This is a genomic window from Mesotoga infera (assembly GCF_900157305.1).
Lineage (GTDB): Bacteria > Thermotogota > Thermotogae > Petrotogales > Kosmotogaceae > Mesotoga > Mesotoga infera.
In genome coordinates this window covers 1,038,915-1,055,966 of sequence record NZ_LS974202.1, presented here as the reverse complement: position 1 = coordinate 1,055,966, position 17,052 = coordinate 1,038,915, and the positions used below count along the sequence as shown (strand labels likewise).

At 50.0% G+C, this 17,052-nt stretch carries 17 protein-coding genes; 6 read left to right on the top strand and 11 right to left on the bottom strand.

Translation table 11 applies throughout. From position 1 onward, the window contains the following. The first annotated feature begins 1 nt into the window (after position 1). From MESINF_RS04855 to MESINF_RS04845, 3 genes are all read left to right on the top strand, one after another. Entirely contained in the window at positions 2-1,045 is a 1,044-nt protein-coding gene (locus MESINF_RS04855; RefSeq protein ID WP_169698792.1) for a beta clamp domain-containing protein, read from the top strand. A 90-nt stretch (positions 1,046-1,135) separates the two neighbouring features. Further along, on the top strand, positions 1,136-2,473 hold the full coding sequence (locus MESINF_RS04850; protein WP_169698791.1) for an ATP-binding cassette domain-containing protein: 1,338 nt from the start codon (positions 1,136-1,138) through the stop codon (positions 2,471-2,473). Beyond that, complete coding sequence (locus tag MESINF_RS04845; protein WP_169698790.1) at positions 2,470-3,483, top strand: dienelactone hydrolase family protein; 1,014 nt, start codon at positions 2,470-2,472, stop codon at positions 3,481-3,483. Before MESINF_RS04850 ends, MESINF_RS04845 begins: the two co-directional genes overlap by 4 nt. Positions 3,484-3,734: 251 nt before the next feature. Here the strand turns inward: MESINF_RS04845 and MESINF_RS04840 are convergent, their stop codons facing one another. Together MESINF_RS04840 and MESINF_RS04835 are read right to left on the bottom strand one after the other, a co-directional pair. Continuing rightward, positions 3,735-4,082 carry a DUF3795 domain-containing protein gene (locus MESINF_RS04840; protein ID WP_231936904.1) on the bottom strand — a complete coding sequence of 116 codons (348 nt, stop codon included), beginning with the start codon at positions 4,080-4,082 and terminating at the stop codon, positions 3,735-3,737. A gap of 69 nt (positions 4,083-4,151) precedes the next feature. Further along, positions 4,152-5,084, bottom strand: a complete 933-nt coding sequence (locus tag MESINF_RS04835; RefSeq protein WP_169698788.1) for a helix-turn-helix transcriptional regulator — start codon at positions 5,082-5,084, stop codon at positions 4,152-4,154. A gap of 183 nt (positions 5,085-5,267) precedes the next feature. Here MESINF_RS04835 and MESINF_RS04830 point away from each other — a divergent pair, with 183 nt between their 5' ends. Then, the gene (locus tag MESINF_RS04830; protein ID WP_169698787.1) at positions 5,268-6,461 is read left to right on the top strand and encodes an alpha/beta hydrolase family protein; all 1,194 of its coding nucleotides are present in this window, start codon (positions 5,268-5,270) and stop codon (positions 6,459-6,461) included. Here MESINF_RS04830 and MESINF_RS04825 read toward each other — a convergent pair. Continuing rightward, positions 6,451-8,538, bottom strand: coding sequence for an efflux RND transporter permease subunit (locus tag MESINF_RS04825; protein ID WP_169698786.1), 2,088 nt, complete (start codon positions 8,536-8,538; stop codon positions 6,451-6,453). The two genes, MESINF_RS04830 and MESINF_RS04825, sit on opposite strands and share 11 nt — an antisense overlap. Before the next feature lie 123 nt (positions 8,539-8,661). Here MESINF_RS04825 and MESINF_RS04820 point away from each other — a divergent pair, with 123 nt between their 5' ends. Next, positions 8,662-9,147, top strand: coding sequence for a MarR family winged helix-turn-helix transcriptional regulator (locus MESINF_RS04820; protein ID WP_169698785.1), 486 nt, complete (start codon positions 8,662-8,664; stop codon positions 9,145-9,147). Further along, entirely contained in the window at positions 9,144-10,139 is a 996-nt protein-coding gene (locus tag MESINF_RS04815) for an NAD-dependent epimerase/dehydratase family protein (protein WP_169698784.1), read from the top strand. The genes MESINF_RS04820 and MESINF_RS04815 overlap by 4 nt, the downstream gene beginning before the upstream one ends. Positions 10,140-10,172: 33 nt before the next feature. On the opposite strand, the gene MESINF_RS04810 is transcribed toward MESINF_RS04815, so the two are convergent. The 8 genes from MESINF_RS04810 to MESINF_RS04775 all read right to left on the bottom strand — a co-directional run bounded on the left by MESINF_RS04810 (position 10,173) and on the right by MESINF_RS04775 (position 16,992). Beyond that, entirely contained in the window at positions 10,173-11,009 is an 837-nt protein-coding gene (locus MESINF_RS04810) for an MBL fold metallo-hydrolase (RefSeq protein WP_169698783.1), read from the bottom strand. 49 nt (positions 11,010-11,058) lie between these two features. Continuing rightward, positions 11,059-11,856 (bottom strand): MBL fold metallo-hydrolase, encoded by a 798-nt coding sequence (locus tag MESINF_RS04805; RefSeq protein WP_169698782.1) that lies wholly within the window; start codon positions 11,854-11,856, stop codon positions 11,059-11,061. Positions 11,857-12,201: 345 nt separating this feature from the next. Continuing rightward, a complete protein-coding gene (locus MESINF_RS04800) occupies positions 12,202-12,759 on the bottom strand; it encodes a TetR/AcrR family transcriptional regulator (protein WP_169698781.1) in 558 nt (185 codons plus the stop codon). A 96-nt stretch (positions 12,760-12,855) separates the two neighbouring features. Next, entirely contained in the window at positions 12,856-13,689 is an 834-nt protein-coding gene (locus MESINF_RS04795; RefSeq protein WP_169698780.1) for a metal ABC transporter permease, read from the bottom strand. Continuing rightward, positions 13,686-14,417, bottom strand: a complete 732-nt coding sequence (locus tag MESINF_RS04790) for a metal ABC transporter ATP-binding protein (protein WP_169698779.1) — start codon at positions 14,415-14,417, stop codon at positions 13,686-13,688. Before MESINF_RS04790 ends, MESINF_RS04795 begins: the two co-directional genes overlap by 4 nt. A 4-nt stretch (positions 14,418-14,421) precedes the next feature. Then, positions 14,422-15,306 carry a metal ABC transporter substrate-binding protein gene (locus tag MESINF_RS04785; protein ID WP_231936868.1) on the bottom strand — a complete coding sequence of 295 codons (885 nt, stop codon included), beginning with the start codon at positions 15,304-15,306 and terminating at the stop codon, positions 14,422-14,424. After that, positions 15,303-15,716 carry a Fur family transcriptional regulator gene (locus tag MESINF_RS04780; protein ID WP_231936903.1) on the bottom strand — a complete coding sequence of 138 codons (414 nt, stop codon included), beginning with the start codon at positions 15,714-15,716 and terminating at the stop codon, positions 15,303-15,305. The genes MESINF_RS04785 and MESINF_RS04780 overlap by 4 nt, the downstream gene beginning before the upstream one ends. A gap of 136 nt (positions 15,717-15,852) precedes the next feature. Continuing rightward, positions 15,853-16,992: a hypothetical protein gene (locus tag MESINF_RS04775; protein ID WP_169698777.1), complete on the bottom strand. Its 1,140-nt coding sequence runs from the start codon at positions 16,990-16,992 to the stop codon at positions 15,853-15,855. Positions 16,993-17,052: the final 60 nt, after the last annotated feature.

The following is a 17,052-nucleotide window of genomic DNA, read 5'->3' as shown; positions in this document are numbered from 1 at the left end:
GATGGAATTCAGGATCAACTCCGAAGAGTACTCCAGACTCATCGACCTTTTGAACAGGGTCACCGGAACGGTGGAGCCCACTTATCGTCACTTCCAGATCTATCACAGGCGGGGCCTGAAGTTTTTCGCGAGCGACGGCTGTGCCAAGCTCGAGTTCTCTTCCCCGATCGAGGTCGATCCCTTCACTGGTGTGTACACAGTTCCGATCGATTACGCCAGGGCTCTGAAGACGGGCAAAAGGGATACTACTATTACTTTCTCAACGGACGGAAGCCAGATCAAAATATCAACGGGTTCCGAGACGCTTACTCTCGACAGAACGCGGACGGAAGAACTGCCGCTCATGGAGAGAAAGTTCGAATTCTCCTTCCGCTATTCGCTGAAAGAGTTCAGAGACGGACTCGATTTCGTTTCGGCAGCTTCAATGGAGGGAGATTCGATCGAGATCTTTTCGAAAGAAGAAAAGACCTACATGGCCGCCGCCGCCGGCAAGCTGGTTCTGGTAGCCTCTATAGAATCCCTGCCCAGGTACGGTTTCGCCTTTTCGATCCCGTACGTTACCGTTCGCCATCTGGTAAAGGCCTTTGAGGAGTTGAAGGTCGAAGAGATAGACACCGGGGTCGGAATATCCGAACTCGGCTTCAAGGTCGGACCGCTACTGTTCTCCGTCTGCACCGATGAAACTACTTTCTCTCCACCGATTTCGCTGATAAGAAACAACTGTGGACACAGGGTGGAGAGGAGAGAACTACTGATAGCGCTGGGAAAGATCACAAGACTTTCCAGAAAGGGCTTCTCGGTGCTGATGATCTCGAAAAACTCGACTCTCAGCTTCTACCTAAAAGCCGCCAACCTGCGCTATGAGTCGATAGCCTCGAGCTTTTCCGGAGGCAGCTTCGTCGTTCAGATCGACCCTCACAGACTGCATTCGGTACTTTCGAGAATGAAGGCCCAGGCGCTCAACCTTTCGATACAGGAGAAGAACCTGCTCGTCGGCAGTCCCGAAAGCGGACAGTATCTCCTGATCCCTCTGGTTCAACCCTGATGGAGAATAAATTCACCGTAGAACTTTTTCGAAACCGCCGCGAGTGGTAGTATAGTAATATCCCTGGCAACAGTCACAGGAGTGGTGGATTTGATACTTGAAACCAGAGCGATCGAAAAGTCGTTCGATGGCCACAAGGTTCTGGATAAAATAGATTTCAACATAAAACACGGCGAGCTTCACGTGATAGGGGGTCTGAACGGTTCAGGCAAATCGACGTTTGTGAAGATCCTTACCGGCCAGCTCGGGCGCGATAGCGGTAGCCTGTACATCGAGGGCCATCAGGTGGAGATCGAAAGCTTCAAAGATGCGAGGAAACTGGGAATGGCCATGGTTCACCAGGAATATATGCTGGTTCCGGACCTCACGCTCGCCGAAAATATCTTTTTGGGCATCGGCCAGTTCCTGACAAGTAGAAAGAAGATGAACCAGCTGGCAGGAGCCATACTCGAGAGGGTCGGTCTTGAAATTGATCCTTCGAAAAAGGCGATGGAAATAGATCGCGACTCTCAATTTTTCCTCGAAATAGCCACAGCCATCGCATCGAAACCCTCTCTGCTGATAATAGACGACGCCCTGACGGGTCTGTCCAGACCTCTCCATAAGAGAGCCCTGAAACTCCTGGGAGAATTTACGGCCGAAGGAATTTCCGTGCTTCTCACCACAGTTGACCCCGAGATCATGTCGTTGGGTGATTCTCTTTCGATAATCGAACGCGGCAGACTCATAGATGTTACGGCTGAAAATGCCGACGAACTCCTTGCGGATTTTCGTCCGCTACCTCCGGCGCCTATCGAAAACAGATCCGGCGAGCCCTTCATCGTTGTGGAGGATCTGGCTGGCACCGGCAAAATCTTGAGATTGACGAAGGGAGAAACCGTCTGCCTGCTCTGTAAAAGCAGACAGGGGATGAGAGAGATCACCAGGGCGATAACCCGTCAGAACCCGTTCAGAGAGAACGCCGTCCCGATATTCGAAGAAGCCAAGAACTTCTTCGAGCGTTTCGCCCGTAAAACTTCTTCGCACAGGGTGTACTTTCGAACCAACTACAAAAACAACGGCTTCGTGATCTGTCAGATGTTGCAAAAAAGGGAGAGTTTCAAATTCCGCCGGTCCTTCAAGAAATGGGCGTTGGTCAACAGGGAGCCACCTGTCTCCGTCAGAGAGTATCTGGCAACCATGGGACTGGCCGAGAACTTTCTCCCCCTCATAACGACCCAGGACAGGGAACTCGCAGAGATGGGCTTCAAAGCCTTCGATCTCTTCATCTTCTTACAGCCTTCGATCGGACTGGATCCATCGCTGTTGAAAGTCCTGAACTGTCTGCTTCAGAGAATCGTCGAAGCCGGCAAGATCGCCGTGATAATCAGCGACGACGACGGCTTCTGCCGGGAGCTATGTGGACGCGTAGAGAGGGTTGAAATATGATTCCGGATTTTTCTTACATTAAAGAGAGAATAGATTTTTCCAGCGGATATATATTCAAGGGAAAACATTACCGTTGTTCGCTGATCAGATATCCCTCCAGATACGTCAACAGTGCAAAGGGCAGCGAGAATGTCGAGCTTTATCACTTCTCGCCCAGAGAGAACCCGGTCGGCTCCATAATTATTCTACACGGCCTGGGAACTGTGAATATACCCTTTCTCTTCTGGATGGGAAGCCATCTGGCTAGCGCCGGGCTTCAGGCCACAGTAATGATCCTCCCGGGGAACTACACCAGAACCGCCTCAGGCTCCACGAGCGGCAAAGATTACTTCTCCCATGATCTGTCCAGACTCGTGAAGTTCTGGGAACAGGCGGTCGTGGATACACTCTCGACGATCGATTTTCTTCAGCAGGAGAAGATCTGGTGGGACAACAACTGTCTCTTCGGTTACTGTCTGGGAGGGATGGTGGCAACCATAGTGAACGCTCTGGACGACAGGATCAAGAGCATGATTCTGATGACGGTCGGCGGCAACATGGCCCGGATAATATGGGGCTCTCCCGTTCTCAAATCCCTGAGAGGTTCATTCGCCAGAGGGCTGGGATCGGAAGGCTTTCTAAACGATGAGAAGCGTCTCGAAGAACGCTTCAAAAGAGATGTTAACAGGTTGCGTGAATTCTCCAGCGTCAGGCAGTTGATTGAATCCGATCTCCACCCGCTCCTCAAGATAGACCCTTTAGCCTACGCCGGGTTCAGCGACCGGAACAGGGTGACCATGATCGAAGCGCTCTTCGACAAAACCCTTCCCTACCAGACGAGGAAACAGTTGTGGGAGGCTTTCAAAAGACCCAGAAGGTACATAATCCCTATAGGCCATGTATCGTGGTTTCCCTTCGAATACGCCCTGGGCAAGTTCATACTCAAGAAGATGGGTATAAAGGAAGCCAGAAGGAAATTGAGACTACTGGAAACGATTAAGCCCGGCATAGAGTGGAACCCTAGGAAATAAAAAAGGCCGGAGGGTGCTTTCAAGAGTCTCCGGCCTTTTTTCGGTTTATGACTAAATTAATCGGATATTTGTAATGGCAGAGTATCTCTTTTCCGGTGCGGCGAAAGATATATACACTACGCCACCGAACTCTTTAGCTGATTTCCTCGAACGATCGAAACGTTCTCTTTCCAAAATGGACACACCCCCGTTCTCTCGAATATCCGGCTTAAATATTTTTTGCCGGAACCGGGGAGACTCGATATCCCCGTTCAGCTGCGCATTTCTATCTCCGAGTGCAACCTGTCGAGAAGCTTCTTTTCGTCCTGAAGCATTTTATGGAACTCTGTGAGCAATTGACAGGAGTAATCGGAGCACTCGGCGCAAGTTTCTTTGATTTTCTGTTCCAGCGCGCATTTCCTTATCCCGCATTCGTTGCAGTAGGAGAACAAAGGGCCGCCACTGTGGCAACCCATACAGTTTATGTCTTCCTTCTTTAAGGAAGAGCGAAACATCTCCGACCACTTTGCGGCCGTTTCGATCCTCAACCGGTCGTTGTTTTCGAAAGTCGCGATGTATGCTGGACAATTCGCACAATCGATTCCACAGAAAGCTAACATCTTCACATCGATCACCTCCGAGAGGATAATATCAGAAATAATATGACATAAGTTAGTCATATTTGGAATTTATGTATACCTATTCAATGAGGATATCAGTCTCTTCTTTATCTCGTCTTTGAGAGACTCGGGCTCGATAACGATTATATCCGCTCCAAAAGAGAGGATTGTAGAATATACCCATTCGTCTAGCGGCCAGAAAACCTCCACAAGTCCGGTGCCGTCGGGTATAAATTTGATTGCCTTCCTTCCAAAAATATCTACGGCCCTTGCCCGGACCTTCGAGGAGATCTTCATGACTATCCTTTCCAGTTTTTCCTGCCAGTCGATGGAATTTTCCACGCGCCTCTTTTCGAGCTCTTTCTCCCTGCGCATAAAACTCTCCAAGGTTATCTCAAGTTCATCCATGCGGGAGAGCTTGAAGAACCTGTAATCGTCCCTTAGCAGGCAATACCCGTAAAGATACCATGTATAGCCTTTGAAAACGAGCGACATGGGTTCCACTCTTCTGGTCGATTCTTGGCCTTTGTTGTTCATGTATCTGAAGGAGATAAGAAGGCTTTTCGAAATGGCTTCTCTGATCTGAGACAGCATATGTTCCTCTATCTTGCTGGAGAACCATGGCGAGATATCCAGAAAGAGAGATCTTCCCTTCTCTATACTTTCCTGCTCTTCTCTCGAGAGAAGCCCCTTTATCTTTTCGAGCGCGCTCGTTATGGAGCCGCTGTCGAGAGCCTTTCCCAGTCCTTCTAGGGCGACGATCGACGAGAGCAGTTCGTCCTGGTTAAAGAGGGTGCTGGAGAGTCTGTATCCTTCCATTATTTCGACGCCTCCACCGCTTCCGCGAACCGTGACCACGGGGATACCGGCCATCGACAGTGCATCGAGATCCCTGTGTATCGTCCTGCACGAGACGCTGAACCTCTCGGCCAATTCGCGAACCGGAACCCTTCTCCTGCCAAGCAGGACTATGGTGATTCCCAGCAATCTCTCCACTCTCATAAAGGTCTCTCCAGACTAACTGATTTCGTGAACAACTGTATTCTCTCATCATTTTACAGTATATGAACCGCGCTATCAGATACGGCCGCAAATCAACGATCATAATGGTAATTTCTGCTATGGTTTTGTCGAGGCGCTGTTTTCCGATATTTTTTATGCGATAATTGAGTTGAGGTGATACTTGTGAAGAGAAAAAAGGGAAATATAGATACCGGTATTCTCATAGGACTCTCTCTGGCAGCCATCGTCGGTCTGATGGTTTATCTCTTTCCAACCGTGACATGGCCCTCTCCCGGAGGCAGGTACGATGTGGGATTGAAGATAATCGAGCTCGAAGACAAATCCAGACAGGACCCCTTCGCCGACGTTACCATGTCCAGGAGGCTGGTCGTGGATGTTTGGTACCCGGCAGCAGACACGTCTGGCAACAGGAGAAGTCCCTGGCTCAGGAACGCTCCTTTGTTCATAAACAGCCTGGCCAGCAACTACGATCTGCCGGCGATTATTTTCCAGCACCTCAGAACTGTGAAATCTAACTCCTACATTGAAGCCAAACCTCTCATGATCGAAGGTGGTGCTCCCGTGGTGATATTTTCACCCGGTACTCCGGCCATCGTACCCCTCTACTTCTCTTTTGCGGAGTATCTCGCCAGCAGGGGATACGTGGTGATAGGTATCGAACACCCTTACTCGGCGGCCGTCGTGGAGTTCTCCGATGGTACACAGGTTCATTTTTCCAGAGAGAGGGCCGAACAATTTCCCGGCGCACATAGCTTCGAAGAGGGCGTAAGGCTTGGTATGGAACTGATGGCCGACGATTTTTCCTTCGTTATCGATGAGTTGGAAAACATGGCCGACGGTGACAGGCTCCCGTTAGGCTTTTTAGATACCGATAGAATAGCGGTCTTCGGTCATTCCGGCGGTGGAGGCGTGGTTCATTTCCTCTCGCTGTTTGAGAAGAGAATCGATGCGCTGATCTCCTTCGACCCGGCGCTCTTCGTAATGACCGACGATGAACTCAAGGTGGGGATGAATATACCGACTCTCATTATGGAAACTGGCAATTGGCTGGAGAGAGAAGAGGCGGGGAATCTTCACCTTCTGACAAATAGTGGTGAGGTTAAACCGTATCTCCTAAAGCTACCTAACGCCAACCACCCGGATTTTGCGATGCTGGACCATCTGTCGCCGCTGGCCCATTACCTGGGCTTCACCGGCACTTTCATGACCAGCGGTGGCGAGGAATACCTATACAAATCCATAAACAGTTTTCTCGAGTACGCCTTCGGCGAGAGGTCAGAAAAGGAGTTCCTGGAGACTTTACTCTCTCGCAATGATGTGAAGCTCTTCATAGGAGACAGGCAGATCAACGAATAGGCTTTTTCGAGTTCCTGATTGTATGTGGTATCAATGCGAGAGTCAGAATGGCGCCGGTAACCATGCCGATGGCAAGAAGCAATCCAAGCCCAGAAAATAACCTCAGAGGAGCGAACACGAGTGTTGCGAAGCCCCCCGCCAGCGCTAAGGTGTTGGAAAATATCGCCGGCCTGACTTCCTGTCTAGCCCTGTATATATCTTTCGTCTCTGTGAACCTGTTGACGAGATGGATCGCGTAATCTATGGTCATCCCAAGCAGTATTCCCGCGACAATTGCGGTAGAAATCTCCAGCTTAATGCCCAGTATAGCCATGTAAGAGAAATTGAAGAATACCGATAAGGCGATCGGCAGAACCGACACTAACGCCAACTTGAAGGACCTGAAGACAACTATCAGGAGCAGAGTTATAACTATCAGGGCCCATACGATCGTGCTCACCTGGCTGGCGAGGATCTCGCTGTTGACACCGGATATTATCAAGAGGGGTGAGGCTACATATGGAGAGTACTGAGAGTAATCCTTGAGGATTTCTTTCAATTCATCTTCGAGTTGCTGGGAACTGACGGCATCGGTGTTTGGAGTCTTGACCAGTAGTCTTATCGAGTTGCCCACCATGTATTGCTGAACGGGTAGATCGCCGCTGCGCGCCGACAGCTGAAGTAGTGGCAGCGGTATGTTGAAGGCCTTCGAGACATCCATTATCGAGGAAACTCCCCTGACCTGGGGAAGTTCTTCTATTTCGACTATTAGCTTCGATATGGTCTGTGCATCGCTACCGGTGAAGAGGCTGTTCTTGTTCAAAACGACGTAAAAAGGCATATTCCAGCCGAACTCCTCTCTGATAGTCTCGGCAGACTTCACGATCGTAGAACTTTTCCTGAAATAATCGAACTGGTCGAAGTTCCTTTCAATTCTAGAGACTAAGAAGGGCGAGATGACCGAAAAGATGATGATCGCGATGAGTATGATTTTGTCTGCCTTTATTGTTTTGTCGTGTGTTCGGCCCTTGAAGTGGAGCTTTCTTGCGGCCGCAGGAAGATCTACGAAAAAGATAAAAGCTGGAAGTGCCACCAGGACCAGCGCCGAGCTCAACATAATTCCGAGCGAAACCATTATACCCAGTTGCCGGAAGGCTTCCAGGCTACTGACAAGAAATGTCAGAAAGCCGACCGCCGTCGTGAGCGCCGAGAGGAAGACCGGGATGAGTTCCTCGCGCACGGTGCGCTTGAGAGCCAGATGCCTTTCCAGGATCCTCCTGTTGGTGATATATCTATCTATGAAATGAAGCCCGTAAGACGAAGATATGATTACTATGAAAAGCCCCACCGTGGATGTAAGAATGTTGATATCGAAACCGATAATGACACCCAACCCGTAGGTCCAGAGGGCGGCGATGATAGAAAGGATCGAAGGGATTACCGCCGCGCGAAAGCTTCCCAACCGCAGGTAATAGATGAAGCAAATGAGGCCGAAGAGGATAGGGGGATATACCACCATGAGCGATAGAATAGAACCGTTCAACTCCTCATCGACTACCGGTTCGCCGCTGGCGTGGAACTCCATGCCCTCGAGCGAGTCGCTGGCCACTTTCAAGATGGCTTTTACATCGGCTCCGTCCGCCACGTTTATCGGTATGAGCGCAACTTTTCCTCCCTCATCCAGAAGGTTGTCCATGTAGAGCGGGTTGTCGAGTATCTCGCGGGCGTTTTCCGCCGGAAGACCTTCCTTGAAGTAAGGCTGGACGTTCGTGCCTCCTATCAGGCTTACTTTGGCCGCATCTTGATAAGAGTTGTAACTCACGACTCCTTCGATCGAGGAGAGTTTCTGGAGAAAGTCGTAGATCTTGAGAGAGTTTTCCCTCTCGAAGAGACCGTCGGTCTTGACCACTAGGATGATCTGCTTCTCTTTTCCGAAAAGGCTTTCCATATTCCTCATATTTTCTCTGGAAGGGGACTCCTCTGGAAGAAGAAATTCGCTGGATACATTGATCTCCAACTTCAGAAGAAAGAGACCCATCACCACCGTGGCAACTGCGAACAGAACGATTATGAATAGAGAGATCTTTCGATTGATCATAACGGACGGCCCCCTTTAGTAGAATTTTACTATTCTTATTAGAATAGTGATGTTTATGTACAGTAAAATTTGTTGATAGTTAAATTATTAAACTGTTATAATTACTTCAGAGGAGGTGTAGCAATGAGTGGGGGAGGTAAGGAAATCAGTCCAGAAAAGATACTGGAGGCCGTTTTCGATTTAATCAGGAACTTCACGAAGTTCTTCTCTTTCAGTATAGAAGCAGAAGAAATGAAGACGATAGAGCTTTACATCCTTTTATATGTCGCACTCAAAGGGCCACAGAATATGTCTTCGCTGGCGAAGGAATATTCTATGACCAAGAGTAACATCACTCTTCTTGTGGACGATATGGAAAAAAAGGGTTACCTCGCTCGAGTCCGTTCAGGGGAAGACCGAAGGGTAATCATGATCAATCTCACAGAAAAAGGTTCGGCTCTTTATAGAAGCTTCCTGTCAAGCTTTTCGGAGCTGATCGCCATCTTCGTGAAGAACGTCAGTCCCGAAGATCTCGCGATCATCACCGAGGGCTTCGAGAGAATAACTGGCATCGTCGTCGAAAAATGGTACGCCGACACAACCGGCAACCGCGGGAGTGCTCAGCCGTGATACTGGTGACGGGTTCTACCGGCCATGTGGGCAACGTTCTCGTCAAGGAGCTGGTGAACCAGGGCGAGAGAGTAAGGGCCATGGCTCTTCCCGGAGAGGATGTCTCTATGATCGATCTTCCCGGAGTGGAGATACTTCGGGGTGATATAAGGGACAGAGACTTCGTGATCGCTGCCTGCAAAGAAATAGATATTGTCTATCATCTGGCCGCGCTCATCTCAATAATGCCCACGATGAAGAAGCAGGTAAGAGGCGTCAACATAGGCGGCACGGAAAACGTGATCCACGCCTGCAGGGTTCAGCGGGTGGAAAAGTTGATCTACACCAGCTCGATCCATGCCTTCACCGAGCTGGAACCCGGGAGTCTCATAGATGAAAACGTCCCCTTCAATCCTGCACGCACTAGTGGGGTTTACGGGAAATCCAAAGCCGAAGCTGTGCTCAGTGTTTTGACGGCCGCAAGAGAGGGACTGAACGCCGTCGTGCTCTGTCCGACCGGGATCATAGGCCCCTTCGACTATAAGCTGTCGGAAATGGGAAACATGATAAGACTCTTCGCCTCGGGCAAGTTGAGAGTGGGGATCGAAGGATCATTCGATTTCGTCGATGTGCGCGACGTGGTGAAGTCCGAGATAGAAGCCTCGAAGAAAGCGAAAGCGGGAGAGGTCTATATTCTTGGCGGCGAGGTGGTTTCGATTCGAGAGCTTACCGACATACTCCACCAGATTACGGGAATAAAGAGGGTAGGTACTTTTCTCAGAAGCACCACAGCATACATTCTTTCGGCCTTGACCACTATTTATTACATGCTATCGAAGAGCAAAGCCTGCTTCACTCCCTACACGGTTCACACGCTTACGAGAAACTACAGGTACTCCCACGAAAAGGCGGCCAAGGCATTGGGTCACACTCCCAGGAAGGTCTCGGAGTCTTTGAGAGACGCCGTGGAATGGCTTTACAGTTACGGGATCATCAGACACGCATCCGGGTGAGCTCTTCCCGGCCGGTTGAGTCTCTGCGGAACTTCACAGCTCCACCCTCAATCCATCGAAGGTAACGCTTATGCCGTGCGAAGCGTAAAGCTTCTCGAGTTCTTCGTGAGGAGGATTGGCAGCGTGGGAGAAGTGGTGCGCGTAAATCCTGCTCCCGTCGTTCAGTATATTGAATTCCATCATCGCTCTGACGGTATCTATAAGCTGATAGAAACTGTGGTGGTACGGGAAGATATTGCTCTCCAACAGTCCCATGGTCGCATCAAGGGCGATCATGTCCACAGGTTTGGTGAGAGTCTTCGAGATTCTCTCCATGCATTCGTCGTCTAGGGGACCGGTGTCGGTGGCGTAAAAGAGCGAAGTTCCATCCCTCTCGATTATATATATAAGCGGCGTCTCGCCCTCGGCAGCCTTGTGAACCGCGGGTATTGGAGTTACCGTGTAGCCGTTGACTTTCATTTTCTCGAAGGGGGAGGCCTCCAGAAGCACCGTTTTTTCCGGGTCGTAATAAGTGGCCTCGGCGATTCTGCCCAGAACCGTGGAGTTCGAGAGAACGGTCATCACCGGTAATCGCTCGTAAGAACGGTTATAGGGAATCTTCCTGAAGCCGAAGTTGGGAAGATAGAGATGGTCCGAGTGAGAGTGTGTAACCAGCAAAGTCGCCACATTGAAAAGACTTACATTGCTCTTTTGAGTGCCGGCCATTATGTTGGGCCCGAAATCGATGAGTAGATCGTTGTTCAACAACACCGCCGAGGTCAATCTGAAAGATTCGCACCGTCCCCCTCTTACGGCAGAGCAGTTGTCTCCTTCGCAAAATGGATTGGGAAAACCTTCGTAGGCCGCGGTTCCAAGAAAAAGTATCTGCATACGTTCCTCCGACTGAATACATGATTGATTCTAGATCTATATTCAAAAATTAAAACACCTCGAATATCTGGCCGCCCATGAGCTCCTCAACGGTAGCCGGGGTTTTGTTCATTATAGTCTCGATGGCTTTATCGCCTGTACAGTGACCTATGTGGTAACTTTCGATATTGAATCTCTTAAGGTAATCGATATCCCCGTCGAGTTCCGCAAGGCTCTTGTGAGCAAGATGGAGACCGCCCACAACGTTTTTCACACGGCAGTACCTGCCGGCCCGGTTCAGTATGTTACCTATACCCCTGTGCGAGCAACCGGTTATAACCGTTCCCCTGCTGTTGATTACTATAAGAAGTGTCAGTTCGTCTTCGAAGAGGTCTCGTTTCCTCTGGCCGTTGACCATGATGTTGAACTTTTCTTGAGGTCTTTCACCGGTTTCGAAGGGGACTGCCGTCAACAAAAACACTCCATCGTAAAGCTCGAGGTCTTCGGTAACAAATTTGAAAGAAGCACCGAGACTTTCACAGAACTCCCTGCCATAAACCGGACTGCCGAAGGTTGAGTCGCTGTATTTATGGATGTAAGCGCCGTTCCCGGCGTAAACGGGTTTACCTCCGGTGAGTCTCAGCAAGTTGGCAAGACCGCCAAGATGATCGTCGTGGCCGTGGCTTATGATTATGGCGTCTATTTTCGAGAGATCGATACCCATCTTTATAGCGTTATAAACGGCAACGTCCGTCGATCCGGTGTCGAAGAGGTAAATCTTATCGCGGTCTTCCACCAGCAACGAAATGCCATGTTCCGATCTGAACCCTTCGAGGGCCTTATCGTTACAGAGAACCGTGATCCTCATCGTCGCACCTCCGCGATTTTCATAACCGCAGCCGACCTATCCCGCTCCAGTTTACCTACCATCGGAGCTGTAGTTCTTCATCGGCCGCCAGTCGAGACACCTGTCCTGGTTGGACTCTATGACCATATTAGCACATTCGTCCGACATTCCGTAATTGCTATCATATTCCAGGCCAGTATTATTGCCCGCGTATATCGTCCCAGGCACCCGATGTGTATCTTGCGACAGCGTTTGTGTCACTTGCGAAAGGCGAAGTTCGTTCTCGAAATGTTTTATGAAGAGGAAATCGAAGATTTTTTCGGTATCTTAAGCCCGCCGGACGAATACAAAAGATGTCCAGACCTCTTATATATCTCTCACCTCGTGTTTCACTAGAAGACCATTTAGCATAAACTCCATAAAGCGAAGGTTCTTTTCACCTTCTCCTGGGAAGTGCCTCAACATCACCAGTATGCTCACCATAAGACAGACGGCCGCACGGTCTTCACACCCTTCCGGAATGGACTCCAGCTCGCCGAGAATCTCTACCAGCCTATTTTCTAGAAGGATCTCGAGGTTTATTCCTGGCAAAGTCTCCCTCTCGGTCACATACTCCTCGAAAAGATCTATCTTTTTCTCCATTATTCCGTAAAGACCCTCCAGAAATTTCAATAGCTTTTCTCTGGCCGATTGCGAAGAATCGACGGTTCTTTCTAGCAGATCTATCTCGGTCATAAGCGAGGACTTCATAGATTCAACAAAGAGTTCATCCTTGGACCGGTAGTATCTGTAAATATTTCCGACTGCCGTGCCGGCCTTCGCCGCTATAGACTTCATGTCGCAGTTGCGATAACCGTTCTCCTGAAAGAGCTCGCAGGCGGCCTTAAGTATCTTTTCTTCAACGTCTCTTATGATTTTAGGCACCAGTATCAACTTCTTTTTAATGAACTGCCATTCGTTTAAATGAATTATAGTTCAATAAACTTTGTAAGTCAACCATTATAGATGAACCGGCCCCTCTTAATCGCTTTCTTTCGAGCCAAACAGTTTTTTCACAGAAAGTATGGAGAGGAATTGAATGAACAGCAGAACCACTATCACCGGACCGGGGGGCATGTTCAGAATGTAGGAGAAAAACATCCCGAGCACGCTGGCTACAACCCCGAGAGCGACCGAGATCGAGATCATCGATCTGAGAGATCTGGCGAGAAGCCTGGCCGAAACCGCTGGAATTATGAGGAAGGCAGTGACCAGGATTATCCCGGCGATCTTCACGGAGCTTACAACACTCAAGCTTATACCGATAAGCGTTCCGTAATGAACGAAGGCCACGGGGACGCCGTAATGTCTGGCCATCTTTTCGTCGTAGGCGTAGTAAAGGATCTCCCTGAAGAATAGCGAGAAGAAGATTACAGTGCCCAGGTTCGCGCCGGCCAGCAGCCAGACATCGGCCGCTGTTACTAGCAGTATGTTGCCGAAGAAGAGGCCCATCACGTCAGGAGTGTAGCCTCTCACGAAAGAGAGGGCGATGACTCCCAGCGACATCGAAAGGGGAAGAAGCATGCCTATGACGCTGCTTTCGGACAGCCTGTTCCTCCTGGTGAAGTAACTCACCACGACCGCGAAGACCACGGCAGTAAGGGCGGCCATAACTATATAATTGGCGCCGAGCAGCAGGCCGAAGGCTATCCCTCCGAAAGTCGCGTGTGCCGCTCCGTCGCCTATGAATTCTATCTTTCGCAACACCACAACGCTGGAGAAAATACCCGTCAGGGTACTCACCAGGATTGCGGCGATCATCGCGTTTCTTAGAAACTCGTAACTTACAACGTCTCCTATGAACTGAGCTATCATAATCTGTGTTCCCTTTCAAAGTGGTCTCTTGAGCGTATGAAAAGATCTAGATCGCTGGAAAAGGCCGATTGTAGCTGTTCTGGAGAGATCATATCGGCAGAAGTGTGGCAGTGTAGCGTCTTGTTGATACACATGATCGTGTCGCAGGCCTCGAAGACCATCCCTATATCGTGGCTGACCATGAGTATGCCCATGTTTTTCTCGTTTTTCAGCTTTTCCAGAAGGCGGTAAAAGGAAGACTTTCCCATCTCGTCCACACCGGCCTCCGGTTCGTCCAGTATTAGGAGCTCCGGACTGGAGACCAGCGCTCTGGCAAGCATAAGTCTCTGGTACTCTCCTCCCGAAAGCGTTCCGGCTCTCCTCTTTCCTAGTTCCTCTATTCCCGTCGTCTTGAGGAGAGCATCGACCCTGTTCCACTCGCTCTTTGAGAAACGCTTAAAGGGGCCGCGTTCTTTGTAGAGACCCATGGCTACCACCTCCCTGACGCTTATAGGGAAGTCCCTGTTTCTTTCGGGATTCTGTGGGAGATATCCCACCCGGCCGGTAACCTTTATTCTGCCGGCGTAATCGCTCAGGTCGCCGACTATAGCCTTTATTAGAGTGGTTTTCCCCGCACCGTTCGGGCCTATTATTCCTGCGAACTCGCCCCTTGAAAGGTTGAATGAGACGCCTCGCAGTATCCATGTGGAACCAATTTTATATGACAGGTCCTCAACTTGAAGTATCATATCTCTATCTCTCTCCAAAGGCTTTTTTCATCTCCTCCAAATTCCAGCGAAAATGGTCTATTATGTCGGTTCTCGAAATACCCAGCGGGTCGAGCGAACCGCTCCCGACGGAGGTCTCTCTGGTCAGTATTTCCACGGACCTCTTCGATTGCTGGTACTCCGAGAAGATTCCTATCACTTTCCCGGATCTGGCGAAATCGATGAGCCTTTTCAACTCCTGTATCGACGGTTCGTCACCCACACCTTCGAAAATGGGTTCAAGCATTATCCCGAAACGGTCGAAAAAGTAAAAGAAACTGGGATGGGACACAATGACCACACCGCCCCTGAACTGCTCCAGATACATTCCGGCCTCTCCGTAGAAATACATCAACCGCCCGGAGATCTTTTCGGCGTTTTCACCGTAGTAAAGGCCGTTAGCCGGGTCTATTTCTGTCAAGGTCTCGACGATCACGGGGATTATGTAGTCAACCAGCAAGAGCGGATCGAGCCAGACGTGTGGGTTGATCGAATGACTGTGGAGCGTGGCGGCTTCACCATTTCCATCCTCCTCTTCGCTCAGAAGTGACGGAGGAACCGATTCTCCCGCCAGAAGAACTCTCTTGCCCTTTCTAGTAAGCTCCTCGAGCGTGTTTTCTAGAAAGACCTCCAGCTCCAATCCGTTCGCCACCACCAGATCGGCCTCGTTCAGCCTTTTCACATCCGAAATTGTAGGAGAAAAGACGTGGGGATTCTGTCCCGGTCCGATCAGAAGACTCACCTCGGCCCTATCCCCGACTATGTCCCGTACAATCATGTAATAAGGATTTATGGTCGTCGTGACTTTCAAGGCGATAACGGAAGTCGCGACGAGAAGAATCAACAAGAAGAACGGTATAACTCTTCTCACAGTTTTCCTCCTTCCAATTCTTCCATCATCTTTCTCTTGCAATCACCGCAGATGCCTATGAAATAGAAGACGTGATCGGTGATCGTGAAATCGTGATCGTCTCTGACCGACTCTTCCAACTCCGTGGCGAAACATCCGTGGAATGACTCGGTCCTGTGACACTTCTTGCAGTGTATGAAGTGGACCGGTTCCTTTCCGGCCCCGAAATAATACCGTGTTTCACATTCGAAGGAGACCGATCTGATCAATCCCCTCTCCTCGAGAAAGGAGAGACTTCTGTAAACACTCGAAAGATCGGGCCGGTCTCGCAACTTGCCGTGTATGTTCTCGGCGTTCAGCGGGGCGCTCGAGCTGTCTATTATATCCAGAACGCTCTTCCTGAGGGTCGTCAGTCGTTTCAAAACCAACACCATCCTTGCCATATTTTTGCGCAAATCATTTGCAATATATTTTCACACGGACACTGTGTGTTGTCAAGCGGGTATTCGAAAAGAAAAAGGCCCGGGTGGGTAGTACCCAGCCGGGCCTGCAAGATTTCGGATCCTTTCACTTCACTTCTTCGACTGTGGTTACGTGAGTCAGGGAGTTGTAGGTTAGTTTGTAAGAGGTCTCCGCAGACGGTTTTAGATAGCTGACCTGGCCCATTCCGGCCCGGGTTCCGTCGAATATGTACTGCTCTTCCGCTCCCCATCTCATTCCCCACTGGTCGTTGTAAAACTTTTTGGAGAGACATACCAGCATCATGTAGCCCGATCCTTCGCCGGTGTAAGCCGGAAGCTTCAGAACTGTCGAGTATGTGTTCTCTCCATCCTTCGCGAGGGTGATGGCTTTGGGCCCCTCTATGTTCCAGCCATTGAAATCCCCGTATACAACAGGCAAGGGAAGCTGCACAACCTGATCGGTCACGCATTCTGTAAAGGTTGTTACGTGGGTCGAACCGTCGTACTGGAATTCGTAGATCGTATCGACCAGAGGCTTTAGATAACTCGCCATGCCCATACCGGCAGGCGTTCCGTCGAATTTGTACTGCTCGACGGCCCCGAAGAAATAATACTGCGTGTTGAACCTGGTGGACAGAACCGTTACCATCATGTAGCCGTCTCCGCTTCCGGTATAGGCAGGCAACTTGTAGAAGCCGTTGAATACACCGTCGGCGTTAGGATCGGTAAGCACCAGCGCACTTTCGTCCGTCATGCTCCAGTTGGCGCCTCTACCCATCGCTTCGTTGAAATCTCCGTAGATCCTCGGCGTCGGGAATCTCTGGAGGTAGTCGTCATAGATTGTTTTGGTATTAGCATCGAACAGTATCTGGAGCCTGCAGTTCTCCTGGATATAGATCGAACCCAGGCCGACCACCGTACCGTCCTTCAGCTTCTTCACCGGTGCCGGCTGAAAGGCGTAGTTATCCACTCCCCAACAACCGTCGGCATTCCACGTCCCGTCTGTGACTTTGTAGTAATGGCCGTCGTACATCGGATCCCTGTTGTCTTCGTTGAAATCGATCGTAATCGCGTACCAATTCTCTTTGCCCGGTATCGGCTCGAGTTTGAGACCGCCGTCACGCGGCACCTGATAACCGTTGGCACTCGTGCCGAGGTAATAGCTCTGTGACAGCAAGGTGGATGAACCCAGCAGCATACACAGGACCACAGCCAGTCCAAAGACTCTAAGCAATTTTCTTCCCATTTTCCTACCTCCCTTTTATGTTCCTTCGAGTGCTGTTGTCATCCTGTCGGATTGACCGGA